This is a genomic window from Amycolatopsis sp. NBC_01286 (assembly GCF_035982555.1).
Lineage (GTDB): Bacteria > Actinomycetota > Actinomycetes > Mycobacteriales > Pseudonocardiaceae > Amycolatopsis.
In genome coordinates, this window is sequence record NZ_CP108428.1 from 9,493,944 (window position 1) to 9,506,299 (window position 12,356).

The following is a 12,356-nucleotide window of genomic DNA, read 5'->3' on the forward strand; positions in this document are numbered from 1 at the left end:
GATCCCATGCATGTCTTTGTCACCGGCGGCACCGGGCTGGTCGGCTCCGCCGTCGTCGCGGAGCTGCTCGGCCACGGCCACACCGTGTCGGTGCTCGCCCGCTCCGACGCGTCCGCACTGGTCGCGGAGAAGGCCGGCGCCGAGGCGGTGCGGGGCAGCATCGCCGACCTGGACGTCCTCCGCGCCGGGGCCGAGCGGGCCGGCGGGGTGATCCACCTGGCGTTCAGCAACGACTTCAGCAGCGCCGAGGCCGTCGCGCGGTCGGTCGCCGAGGAGAGCGCCGCCATCGCGGCCCTGGGCGAGGCGCTCGTCGGCAGCGACCGCCCGTTCGTCACGGTCTCGGGGACGCCGTGGGTGTCCGGCCGCCTCTCCACCGAGGCCGACCCGGCGCCGACCGACGGGCCGGTCGGCGGCCGCGGCCGTGCCGTCACGGCCGCCCTGGAGCTGGCCTCGCGCGGGGTCCGCAGCTCGGCCGTGCGGCTGCCGCGCACCGTCCACAACGAGGGTGACGGCGGTTTCGCCGGCCTGCTGACCCGGATCGCGCGGCAGACCGGCGTGTCCGGCTACCCCGGCGACGGCGCCCAGCGCTGGCCGGCGGTGCACGCCCTCGACGCGGCCGTCCTGTTCCGGCTGGCCCTGGAGCAGGCCCCGGCCGGGACCGCCTGGCACGCCGTCGCCGACGAGGGCGACGCGGTGCGCGACATCGCCGCGGTCATCGGCCGGCGCCTGGGCCTGCCGGTCGAATCGGTGGCCGAGGAGACGTTCGGCCCGCTGGGCCCGATCTTCGCGGCCGACCAGCCCTCGTCGAGCGTCCACACCCGGGAAGCGCTCGGCTGGGAGCCGAAGCACCCGAGCCTGCTCGAGGACCTGGAGAACATCCAGGCCTGACTGGACCGGCAGCGGGATAATTCGGTCCCGCTGCCGGTACCTCACAGATCATGATGACCGGGTGAGCACCACACCCACGCTCGGTCCCGTGCCCCAGCGCCTGACCGTCGACGCCGACCAGGTCCGCCGGCTCGTCGCCGAGCAGTTCCCGCGGTGGGCCGGCCTCCCGGTCCGGCCCGTGGCGGACGGCGGCTGGGACAACCGGACCTTCCACCTCGGCGACACGATGTCGGTGCGGCTGCCCAGCGCGGCCGAGTACGCCTTGGCGGTCGCCAAGGAACAGCGCTGGCTGCCGGTGCTCGCGCCGCGGCTGCCGCTGCCCGTCCCCGTCCCGCTGACGGAAGGCCGTCCCGGCGCGGGCTATCCGTTCCCGTGGTCGATATACCCGTGGCTCGAGGGCGAGCCCGCGAGCGCGGACCGGATCGCCGACCCCGTCGGGTTCGCGGCCGATCTCGCCGATTTCCTGGTGGCGCTGCGGAGCATCGACACCACGGACGCGCCACGGCCGGGCAAGCACAACTGGTTCCGCGGCGGCACCCTGCGCACGTATGACGAGTCGGCCCGGCGCGCGCTCACGAAGCTGGCCGGCCACGTCGACGTCGACCTGGCCGGCGAGATCTGGCAGACCGCGCTGGCCGCGCACTGGGACGGCGCGGAGAGCTGGTTCCACGGCGACGTCGCCCCGGGGAATCTCTTGCTAGAGAACGGAAAGCTGGCGGCGGTCATCGACTTCGGCACCTGCGGCGCCGGCGACCCGGCCTGCGACGTGGCCATCGCGTGGACCCTCCTGACCGCCGACGGCCGCCGGTCGTTCCGCGAGCGGCTGTCCGTCGACGACGCCGAGTGGGCACGCGGCCGCGGCTGGGCGCTGTGGAAGACGCTCGTCACGTGCGCCCAGACCTGGGGCCGCGATGACCACGAAGCCGTGAACGCACGGCGTGTTCTGGACGAGATCTTCGCCGAGTACCAGTGTTAAGACCGCTTCATCCCCACACCGCCGATGGCAAGCCGTTGTGCCGGGCGGGGGGCGCGTAGTGCTGGGCCGTCGGGCCACCAGTCTTGCAGGCGTACCAAGCCCGGGTCGAGCAGGTCGAATCCGGTGAACAGGCGCTCTACGCCCGTTTCGGTGCGGCAGCGGACCGGCCGGTGGCAGCGGGACTCCCACGTGCGCTCGATCGCGTGCGGGGTGACGCCGGCGCCGGTGGGTTCTGCCCAGCAGCTCAGCGCCAGCACCGATCCCGGCGGCAGCAGTGCTCGGTAGCCGGCCAGGGCCGCGACCAGGCGGGCGTCGTCCGGTTCGTGCTGGACGCCCGTGGTCAGCAGTACGGCTACCGGGCGGGTGAGGTCGAACGCCGTGCTGACCGTCTCGTGGCCCAGCAGGTGCCACGGCTCCAGGTGGTCGGCGCGCACCACCGCGGTGTTGTCGTTGTCGTCGAGCAGCGCGCGTTCGTAGCTGAGCACGAGGCTGTCGGTGTCGGTGTAGATCACCTTCGCGTCGGGGTTCTCCCGCTGCGCGGTCTGGTGCGTGTTGTCCTGCGCGGTCGGCAATCCCGCGGCCAGGTCCAGGAACTGGTCGACGCCGCGGGTGGCGAGGTGGCGGACGACCCGCACGTGCCACGCCCGGGCCGCGCGCAGCAGGTCGGTGAAACCCGGCGCGGCCTCGTCCAGGTCGCGCAACGCGGCGCGATCGGTGGCGTAGTTGTCGTGGCCGCGCAGGGCCGCGTCACGAATGCGGGCCGGCGACGCGACGTCCTGGTCCCACCAATGATCCGACCACACATCCGGGTCGACTGCGAGAGTCACGCCACCTCCGGATCGGGACCACATTCACCTGGGCTGGCAGTTTAACCACTTTGGTAACTCCTGTGACCACATCGGGGGCTACACGAAAGAATGGTCCGTAGCAGGCGGTGAACCACTGGCTGTGGGTCACCGCCCGTCGATCGGCCGGGCGATGCGGCCGTTCAGGTAACGCGGCCGGCCACAGCCGGTCACCGCACCGGCTCCACCATGCTTTCCAGGTTCTCGCGGGCGATCCGCTTGCGGAACTCCCCCTCGTAGGACGCGTCGCCGGAATCGTGCATCGTCTCGGTCATCCGGACCGCGGCTGCCTGCCGCGCCCACGTGTGACTCAGGCAAGTTTCGGAATAGCGGTCGAGCAGGCTCGGATCGTCCTTTTCGATCTGCTGCACGACGGCGCGGGCGAGCACCTCGGCGTCGTGGAGGGCCAGGCTCATCCCTTCCGCGCTCATCGGGGAAATGAGGTGCGCGGCGTCGCCCAGGAGGTAGAGCCGGCCGTAGCGCATGGGGCTGAACACCACCCCGCGCAGCGGGACGACCTGCTTGCTCGTGATCGGCCCGCGGACCGCCACGGGCTCCCCGAACCGGGTGCCCAGTTCGGTCCAGACGCGCTCGTCCGGCCAGTCGCCGGCGGTGTCGGTGAGCGGGCACTGCAGGTAGACGCGGCTCGCGCGCGGGCCGCGGGTGATCCGCGCGGCGAAACCGCGGGAGTGCACCGCGAGCACGGCCGGCGGATCCGCCGGCACCTCGGTCAGCACCGTCAGCCAGGCGTAGCCGAACTCGTGGGTGTGGCAGGTGAGGACGTCGGCGGGCACGGCCGTCCTGCTGACGCCGTGGTAGCCGTCGGCCCCGGCGACGACGTCGCAGCCGAGCACCTTCGCCGCACCCGACGCGTCCCGGTAACGCACCCGGGGCGACTCGGTGCCGATGCCTTCCAGCGCAACGTCTTCCGCCTCGAAGCGCAGGTCGCCGCCGTCGCGCAGGAACACCCTGATGAGGTTCCGGACGAGGACCTGCTGGGGGCAGAACGCGCCGTCGGCTTCGTCGTCGTCGAGGTCCATCTTCCACCAGCGCGTTTCGCCGTCGATCAGCAGCGGCATCCCCGCGTCGGACGATTCGTGACTGGTGCTGCCCTCGACGACCTCGTCCAGTCCCCACTCCCGCAGCACGCGCACCCCCTGCGCGTCGAGGGACCCGGCCCGCTGCCGGTGCTCGACGTGCTCGCGGCTGTGCTTCTCCAGGATCACGCAGCCGATTCCGCTGCGCAGCAGGAAGTTCCCGAGGGCGAGCCCGGCGACTCCGCCGCCCACGATCACCACGGTGGTGTGCTCTTCGGTGTTGGTCATGGCACCACCGTGGCCCCGGACGCGCGGGCCGACCACCGGTATCCGGTCAGCCGATGCCGGAAACCCGCCAACCTCAGGCGCCGTGCTCCTGGAGGCCGGCCTGGTAGCGGCCGGGCGTCTGGCCGACGACGGCGGTGAACGCCTCGATGAACGTCGAGGGGTTGGACCAGCCGCACGCGATCGCGGTGTCGGTGACGGACTGCCCGCCGGTGAGGTGGGCCAGGGCGTGGTGGATGCGCAGGATGGTGCGCCAGCGGTGGAACCCCATGCCGAGGTCGGCGTGGAACAGCCGGCTGAGCGTGCGCTCGCTCGCCCCCGCGGCGCGGCCCAGCTCGGCCAGCGTCGCGATCCGGCCGGGATCGGCGCGCAGGAGATCGGTGACGACGCGCAGCCGGTCGTCGCGCGGTTCGGGCAGGTGCAGGGACTGCTCAGGCGGCTCGCCGAGCTCGTCGAGCACCACCGCGCGCAGCCGCTTCTCGGCCTCGGGCGTCCGCCCGTCCGGGCCGGTCAGCGCCAGGAGGACTTCCCGCAGCAGCGGGCTCACGGCGAACACGCTGGGGTGCGCCACGAGCCCGCCGCACTCCGCGGCCGGGATGGCGACGAGCCGGGCGTCGGTCCGCCCGTAGAAGCGGTGGGAGTGCGCGAACCCGGGCGGCGTCCACGTCACCCGGCTGGCCGGCGCCACCCACGTCCCCCGCTCGGTCGTGGTGGCCAGCGCACCGGCGGCCGCGTACACGAGCTGGCCGTCAGGGTGGGAGTGCGCGTCGAGGTGGTAGCCGTGCGGGAGCCAGCCACCACCTCGTGGTGTCGGCTCTCCCGGCTTCGCGGGCGGCTTCGAGGGTTGGCGGGTTTCCGGCATCGGACGTCAGTTTACCGCTGGTCGGTTCAGGTAGTGGTCGGGCCGTAGGGGGCGTGCGCGGTCTCCGTCGCCAGTGCCCAGTACCGGTCGCCGTAGGACCAGTGCCACCACTCGCTCGGGTAGTTCACGAAGCCGCCCGCCGACATCGCCCCGATCAGCAGCGGCGGCACGCTCTACACCTGGAACGGCCTCGGCATGAACAAGTTCGCCAAGGCGGTCGTCCACGGCGCCGGCTGGTCCCCGTACTTCTGACCCGGTGGGCCGTGAAGGCCTCCTTCCCGGCCGTAAGAGCCGGGAACGAGGCCTTCACGGCTTTCAGGGGTGACGTCCTCGCCGGGTGCCACATTTCGGGGGGGATCTGTCACTGGGAATCGCGCCCGGGGGCATTTCCGGCGCGATTCTTCCTCATCGGGGGTCGAGTTCGTCCGTCAACGCGGCGTCGACCTTCGCCGCGGCTCGACGTAGCGTCCGGTGGGCCGCGGCCAGCAATGCGACGGCGGCCAGTGCCGCGACCATCGCCCAGGCGCTGCCGTCGTCGTCGGCCGGGACCACCGCGAACGTGACCAGGGAAAGCAGCAGCCAGCGATTCCGGTCGCCCGCCCGGATCCGCGGCCGGCGGGGAGCGTGGTCGCGCGCGATCGACTGCGCCTGCCCAGGTACACCCATCGATTCTCGGCCTCCCGTCGGCGATCCACGCGCGCCTTGACGTCACGGATCGCAGTCGTCTGACCCCCGAACAGTCGATCTGCCCGACAAGAGAGTTACAGATTTTTCTGTTTTTGACTCAGCGCAATCATCGATTCAGTCGAATGAGTGAAGAAACCGTCTTGTTCTCCCTGAGTCAAAAACTTTTTCACTTTTCGCCGGGCTCTTCCTCGTCCGGCGGGGCGAGCCCGCGGTCGAGCGGGTGGGTCGAGGTGATCTCGGGCTCCACCGAGGGCGGCGCGAGCCCGCGGTCCAAGGTCCGCTCTTCGGTCTGGTTCTCGTCTTCGGCGGGCAGCCGCCCGCGGTCTTCGCCATCGTTCGTCATGGCGGCGGAGTACCCGAATTCCGGCGCGTTATCCGGCGACCACCCCTCGGACCTGCGGCGATCACGCGTCGAAGCGGAAGTACACCGTCCGGTGGTAGTCGCCGGCGCCCGCGTTCGGGCGGCTCTCCGGGCCCAGCGAGGCGACGCCGTGGAACTTGTTGCCGATCGGCGCGATGCCGTCGAGCAGGGAGAGGTTGCCGGCCGGGTAGGTGACGACCGCGTTCTGCGGGTCGGGTCCCACCGCCGGGGTGAACAACCGCAGGAACAGGCCCTCGTCCGCGGCGACCACCGTGACCGCGCCTTCGGTGGTGTCGAGCACCGCCCAGCAGGTCCGGGCGTGGTAGCCCTTGAACTCCGGGTAGCCGAACCCGCTCGACCCGGTCGCCGTGTTGTTGTACGGCTTGCTCCAGACGTCGGGCTGCACACCCCGCAGCCGGTTCTTGTAGACGCGGTAGGGCCCGTCGCCGAGCCAGGTGAGGCCCCGGACGTTCGCCTCCGGGTAGTCGAAGTTCACGCCGAGGTGGTCGTGGTCGCCGGTGGCGCGGTAGCGGTACTCCAGCCGCAGCCAGCCGTTGGCGTCCAGGCGCCACCGCACCGACGTCAGGTCGCCGGTGTAGTCCGCTTGGGCGACCCAGCCGGTGCCGTCGCGGAAGTGGCTGAACGCGGTCAGCGCGGCCGTCCCGCCGGCCGGGGCGGGACCGTTGCCGAGCGACACCGGCGCGCTGCCGCGGCGCACGCCGGTGAGCCGGCCGCTGGATTTGCTGACGGTGACCCGGGTGGCGCCGGCGACGAGCGTGACGTCGGTGGCGGTCTCGGCCGCGGTGACACTGCCGGTGGTCGCCGGCTTGACCAGGCGCGCGGCGAAGTCCGGCGCCTTGCGGATCCGCCACGTCCAGCCGGCGACGTCCCGGCCGGTCGCGTCGGTCACGCTCAGCCGCAGCGCGTCGGCGCCGGTCCAGTCGGCGGGCAGGCCGAGCGTCACCGCGCCGGTGGCGCCCGGGGCGACGTCCGGCGCGCCGGCCTGGCCCTGGGCGAGCACCTGGTGGCCGGGGCCCGCGCCGGGCGCGGGGAACACGAGCAGCTGCCAGCCGAACCGGCACGTCCGGAGGTTCGTGAAGTCGTACCGGTTGACGAGCTTCACGGTCTTGTCGAACGACGCCGGGAAGACCGTGTCGTAGTAGGCCGGGCTGGCCAGCTGGACCGGCGACCAGATGTCCTTGATCGTGAAGAAGCTGCCTTCCTTCTCGCGGTACGGGCCGAGGATGCCGTCGGGGGCCCGGCTGCCGTTGGTGTCGAGGGCGCCGCCGCGGTCGTCGCGCACGACGCTTTCGTCGACGAGCGCCCAGATGAACCCACCCGCCGAGCGCTGGGCGCCGCCCATGAGCTTCCAGTAGTCGTTCAGCCCGGCGCCGGCGCCACCGTCGTAGAGCCCGTGCAGGAACTCGGTCGGCATGAAGACCGTGGTGCCGGCGGCCTTGGTCGCGGTGCTGCTGTAGGTCTGGTAGTGGCTGGTGTCGACGCCGCCGAACGTCGTCCACGGGTGCAGCACCGCGCGCCGCTGCGGGTCGTACTGGCCGAAGTCGTCGTCCAGCGCGGTGTTCCAGCCACCCTCGTTCCCGTTGTCCCAGAACAGGATCGACGGGTGGTTGACGTCGCGCCGCACCAGGGCCGCGACCAGCGGCGCGCCGACGCCCTCGTCGTAGTGGTGCTGCCAGCCGGTCAGCTCGTCCAGGACGTAGAGCCCGAGTTCGTCGCAGAGGTCGAGGAAGTACGCGTCCGGCGGGTAGTGCGACATCCGGACGGCGTTCATGTTCATGTCCTTCATCAGCCCGATGTCCAGCCGGGCGAGCCGGGGACTCGACGCGCGGCCGGACGTCGGCCAGAAGGTGTGCCGGTTCGCTCCTTTGAGGACGATCCGCTTCCCGTTGACGTAAACGCCGTCGCCGGTGCGGACCTCGATCGTGCGGAACCCGAAGCGCTCGACGGTGCTGTGCAAAGCCACGCCGGCGGAGCTCGCGAGCGTCAGCTCGACCTGGTGCAGGTTCGGCGTCTCGGCCGTCCACAGGGCCGGCTGGGCCGCGGTGGTGGTCAGCGTCGCGCCGGTCGCGCCGCTCGCCACGGCAACCGAAAACGCGCCGCCGACGGCCGTGCCGTCGAGCCGGCGCAGCTGGCCCGACACCCGGCCCGCCGCGCTCACCCCGGCGAGCGTGACCTGGGCGGTGAAAGTCCCGTCGGCGCGGGCGTCGATCGCGACGCGGTCGATCCGCGCGGCCGGGTAGGCCTCCAGCGACACCGGCCGGAAGAGCCCGCCGAAGTTCCAGAAGTCGCCGCGGCGCTCGGCGTCGTTCACGGAGTTGTCGGCCGACTCCTTGCTGACGGTCACCTCGAGCAGGTTCGCCGCACCGAGCCGCAGCAGGGCCGTCACGTCGTAGCGGAAGCGGTAGAAGCCGCCTTGGTGCACCGGTCCCGCCGAGACGCCGTTGACCCGCACGTCGGCGTCGGTCATGGCGGCCTCGAACACCAGGAAGATCCGGCGCCCGGCCCAGGACGCCGGCGGCGTGAACGAGTGCCGGTAGTTGCCCTTCTCCGCCGGGACGAGGTCCCCGCCGTAGTGGTAGCTGCCGAAGCCGTGGCACTCCCAGTTGGACGGCGTCGGGATCGTGGCCTGCTCCCCCGCGCGCCGGCCGGCCGTGACCTGGAAGTCCCAGTCGACGGTGTGGTCGGCGTCGCTGCCGGTGAGCAGCATCGTCTCGGTCACCGGGCCCGCGAGCGCCGCGCCGGTTCCGGCCGCCGACGCGGCCCCGGACGTCGGCAGTCCCGCGGCGGCCACACCGGCCGCGCTGATCGCCAGTGCGCGGCGTCGGGTGAGTTCCACCAGGCCTCCCGAAGTCCGATCTGATATATGACACACCGTACAACGGCAATCACCGACGGAGCGGACAAGCAGCCGGACAAGTCTTGACGTCCGGTCGCGGGCCCACGACAGTGGTGCGGCACTCCGCACCCTCCCCGCGGTCTCCGGCCGATCCCCCGTGAAAGGTAGGAGAATGTTCTCCTCGAACGTCCGCAGGCGACTGCGCCTCGGTGTCCTGACCGCGGTGATCGCCGCCGCCGCGGTGGTCGCGCCCACCGCCACCACCGCTACCGCCGCCACCGGCTCGACCGTGGTCGGCGTGGCCTCCGGGCGCTGCCTCGACGTCGTCGGCAACAGCACCGCGGCGAAGACGCGCGTCAACATCTACGACTGCAACGGGCAGGCCAACCAGGGCTGGACGTTCACCTCGGCGGGCGAGCTGCGGGTGTACGACGGCACGATGTGCCTCGACGTCGCCGGCGCGAGCACCACCTCCCCGGCCGACGCGCAGATCTACACCTGCAACGGCGGCGCCAACCAGAAGTGGCGGATCGGCACCGACGGCACGATCACCGGCGTGCAGTCGGGCCTCTGCCTGGACGTCACCGCGGCGGGCACGGCCAACAGCACCCTGGTCGGGCTGTGGACCTGCAACAACGGCGGCAACCAGAAGTGGCGGACGTCGCTGGCCGCCGACACCCAGCCGCCGGGCGTGCCGGGCAACCCCCGGGTGAGCGACCTGGTCTGCGACGCCGTGACGTTCTCATGGAACGCGGCCACCGACAACGTGGGCGTCGCGTTCTACGACGTCTACCACGACGGCCAGCTGATGAAGTCGGTGAGCGGGAGCACCCTGTCAACCAGCCTCACCGTCGTCGGCGGCGTGACCTGGGGCCTGTACGTGAACGCCCGCGACGCCGCGGGCAACGTCTCGCAGGCCAGCACCACCGTGCCGATCACCCCGCCGCAGTGCCAGCCGGACACCCAGGCGCCGAGCGCGCCCACCAAGCTGACCGGTTCCGCGGCCGGCACGACGGTGACCCTGAACTGGACCGCGGCCACCGACAACATCGGCGTCCGGGCCTACGACGTCTACCGCGGCGGCGCCAAGGTCGGCACCGTCACCGGGACCGCCACCGCGCCGCCCGCGACCACCTTCGTCGACAGCGGGCTGGCGGCGAACACGAGCTACTCCTACTACGTCGTCGCGCGGGACGCCCAGGCGAACGTGTCGGCGCCCAGCGCGTCCACCTCCGTCACGACCGGCGCGGCCTGCGGTGCCTCCGTGTGCACGGTGACGCAGATCGCCACCGACACCGACATCCCGTGGGGCCTGGTGACGCTGCCGGACGGCACCATCCTCTACACCCGGCGCGACGCCCACGACATCGTCCACCTGAACGCCGCCACCGGGGCCAAGACCACCGTGGGCACGGTCCCCGGCGTCGACAACACCGACGGCGAAGGCGGCCTGCTCGGCCTGGCCGTCGCGACCACGTTCGCCAGTGACCACTGGCTCTACATCATGCACACGTCGCCGTCCGACAACCGGATCGTGCGGATCAAGCTGGAGAACGACAAGCTCACCACCAGTTCGGAGCAGGTCCTGCTCAGCGGGTTGCTGCGCAACAAGTTCCACAACGGCGGCCGGCTGCGCTTCGGCCCCGACGGCAAGCTCTACGCCAGCACCGGCGACGCCCAGAACGGCGACAACGCGCAGAACAAGACCAGCCTCAACGGCAAGGTCCTGCGCTTCAACCCGGACGGCAGCGTGCCCTCGGACAACCCGTTCGGCAACCAGGTGTGGAGCTACGGCCACCGCAACCCGCAGGGGCTCGCGTTCGACTCCCAGGGCCGGTTGTGGGAGCAGGAGTTCGGCAACGCGATCATGGACGAGACCAACCTGATCACCAAGGGCGGCAACTACGGCTGGCCGGCGTGCGAGGGCACCTCCGGGACGTGCGGCACCGCGGGCTTCATCGCCCCGAAGCGCACGTACCCGACGGCGGACGGCTCCTGCTCCGGCATCGCCATCGTCCGCGACGTGATCTACGTCGCGTGCGAACGCGGGACCCGGATGTACCGCGAGGTGATCAGCGGCAGCGACCTGACGAACGTCCAGGCGTACTTCAACGGGACCTACGGGCGGTTGCGCACGGTCGAACCCGCGCCCGGCGGCGGCCTGTGGCTGACGACCACGAACAACGGCGACAAGGACAGTATTCCCGACAACAGCGACGAGAAGATCTTCCACGTCGTTTTGGGTGAATAGCCCCACCCGAACTCTTTCGCAATGGCAACTATCCCCGATAACCTGCTGACCGACCGTCGAGAAAAGGAGCCTCGTGACTTCAGCAGGGCACGCGCCGGACCTTCTGTCTCCGGAGTTCGCCGCCGATCCGTACGCCGCCTACGACGTCATGCTCGAGCATTCGCCGGTGATCTGGCACGAGGGAATGCGGAGTTACGTCATTTCGCGCTTCGAGGACGTGTCGCGCGCCTTCAAGGAAGGCGTGTTCACCACCGAGAACTACGGCTGGCAGCTGGAACCCGTGCACGGCCGGACCATCCTGCAGATGAGCGGCCGGGAGCACTCGATCCGGCGAGCCCTGGTGGCGCCGGCGTTCCGGGGCAACGAGCTGGAGCAGAAGTTCCGCCCGGTGATCGAACGCAACTCGACGCAGCTCATCGACGTCTTCCGCGGCCGCGGCTCGGCCGACATCGTGACGGACTACGCGCGGCACTTCCCGATCAACGTGATCGTCGACATGCTGGGTCTGGACCAGAGCGACCACGCCCGGTTCCAGCGGTGGTACAGCGCGATCATCGCCTTCCTCGGCAACCTCAGCCAGGACGAGGCCGTCACCGCGGCCGGCCTCCAGACCCACGACGAGCTCGCCGCGTACATGATCCCGATCATCCGCGACCGCCGCGAAAACCCCGGTGACGACCTGCTTTCCGCGCTCTGCGCCACGGAAGTCGACGGCACCACGATGAGCGACGAGGACATCAAGGCGTTCTGCAGCCTGCTGCTGGCCGCCGGCGGCGAGACCACGGACAAGGCGATCGCCAGCCTGTTCCGCAACCTCCTGGAGCACCCGGACCAGCTCGACGCCGTGCGCGCGGACCGCGACCTGATCCCGAAGGCGTTCGCCGAAACCCTGCGCCACACCCCGCCGGTGCACATGATCATGCGGCAGCCCGCGGAAGACGTCGAGATCGGCGGCGAGAAGATCCCGGCCGGCAGCACGGTGACCTGCCTGATCGGCGCCGCCAACCGCGACCCGCGCCGCTTCGCGAACCCGGGCGCGTTCGACATCTTCCGCACGGACCTGCCGACCGAGACAGCGTTTTCCGCGGCGGCGAGCCACCTGTCGTTCGCACTGGGCCGGCACTTCTGCGTGGGTGCGCTGCTGGCGAAGACGGAGATCGAGGTGGGCGTCAATCAGCTGCTGGACGCGATGCCGGACGTCCGGCTCGCCGAGGGCGCGGAACCGGCCGAGCGCGGCGTCTTCACCCGGGGACCGGCGTCGGTGCCGGTGGTCTTCACGCCGGCGTAAGGCGCCGGCGGGATCGCGG

Annotated in this window: 11 protein-coding genes; 4 read left to right on the plus strand and 7 right to left on the minus strand. The window is 71.3% G+C overall.

What is annotated here, in order from left to right:
- Positions 1 to 6 precede the first annotated feature (6 nt).
- Both OG570_RS43440 and OG570_RS43445 read left to right on the plus strand, forming a co-directional pair.
- Positions 7 to 888 carry an SDR family oxidoreductase gene (locus OG570_RS43440; RefSeq protein ID WP_326954535.1) on the plus strand — a complete coding sequence of 294 codons (882 nt, stop codon included), beginning with the start codon at positions 7 to 9 and terminating at the stop codon, positions 886 to 888.
- A 61-nt stretch (positions 889 to 949) separates the two neighbouring features.
- A complete protein-coding gene (locus OG570_RS43445; RefSeq protein ID WP_326954536.1) occupies positions 950 to 1,864 on the plus strand; it encodes an aminoglycoside phosphotransferase family protein in 915 nt (304 codons plus the stop codon).
- Here OG570_RS43445 and OG570_RS43450 read toward each other — a convergent pair.
- From OG570_RS43450 to OG570_RS43480, 7 genes are all read right to left on the minus strand, one after another.
- The gene (locus OG570_RS43450; RefSeq protein ID WP_326954537.1) at positions 1,861 to 2,691 is read right to left on the minus strand and encodes an SAM-dependent methyltransferase; all 831 of its coding nucleotides are present in this window, start codon (positions 2,689 to 2,691) and stop codon (positions 1,861 to 1,863) included. The two genes, OG570_RS43445 and OG570_RS43450, sit on opposite strands and share 4 nt — an antisense overlap.
- A 188-nt stretch (positions 2,692 to 2,879) precedes the next feature.
- On the minus strand, positions 2,880 to 4,034 hold the full coding sequence (locus tag OG570_RS43455) for a 4-hydroxybenzoate 3-monooxygenase (protein ID WP_326954538.1): 1,155 nt from the start codon (positions 4,032 to 4,034) through the stop codon (positions 2,880 to 2,882).
- Positions 4,035 to 4,107: 73 nt separating this feature from the next.
- Positions 4,108 to 4,893: a helix-turn-helix domain-containing protein gene (locus tag OG570_RS43460; RefSeq protein ID WP_326954539.1), complete on the minus strand. Its 786-nt coding sequence runs from the start codon at positions 4,891 to 4,893 to the stop codon at positions 4,108 to 4,110.
- Between the two features lie 26 nt (positions 4,894 to 4,919).
- Positions 4,920 to 5,063 carry a M15 family metallopeptidase gene (locus OG570_RS43465; RefSeq protein ID WP_326954540.1) on the minus strand — a complete coding sequence of 48 codons (144 nt, stop codon included), beginning with the start codon at positions 5,061 to 5,063 and terminating at the stop codon, positions 4,920 to 4,922.
- A 235-nt stretch (positions 5,064 to 5,298) separates the two neighbouring features.
- The gene (locus OG570_RS43470; protein WP_326948070.1) at positions 5,299 to 5,559 is read right to left on the minus strand and encodes a hypothetical protein; all 261 of its coding nucleotides are present in this window, start codon (positions 5,557 to 5,559) and stop codon (positions 5,299 to 5,301) included.
- 187 nt (positions 5,560 to 5,746) lie between these two features.
- Positions 5,747 to 5,923 (minus strand): hypothetical protein, encoded by a 177-nt coding sequence (locus OG570_RS43475; RefSeq protein WP_326948069.1) that lies wholly within the window; start codon positions 5,921 to 5,923, stop codon positions 5,747 to 5,749.
- Positions 5,924 to 5,984: 61 nt separating this feature from the next.
- The gene (locus tag OG570_RS43480) at positions 5,985 to 8,798 is read right to left on the minus strand and encodes a glycoside hydrolase family 2 protein (RefSeq protein WP_326954541.1); all 2,814 of its coding nucleotides are present in this window, start codon (positions 8,796 to 8,798) and stop codon (positions 5,985 to 5,987) included.
- A gap of 172 nt (positions 8,799 to 8,970) precedes the next feature.
- Between OG570_RS43480 and OG570_RS43485 the strand changes: the two genes are divergently transcribed.
- Together OG570_RS43485 and OG570_RS43490 are read left to right on the plus strand one after the other, a co-directional pair.
- Positions 8,971 to 11,049: a PQQ-dependent sugar dehydrogenase gene (locus OG570_RS43485; RefSeq protein WP_326954542.1), complete on the plus strand. Its 2,079-nt coding sequence runs from the start codon at positions 8,971 to 8,973 to the stop codon at positions 11,047 to 11,049.
- A 73-nt stretch (positions 11,050 to 11,122) separates the two neighbouring features.
- A complete protein-coding gene (locus OG570_RS43490) occupies positions 11,123 to 12,337 on the plus strand; it encodes a cytochrome P450 (RefSeq protein WP_326954543.1) in 1,215 nt (404 codons plus the stop codon).
- Positions 12,338 to 12,356 lie beyond the last annotated feature (19 nt).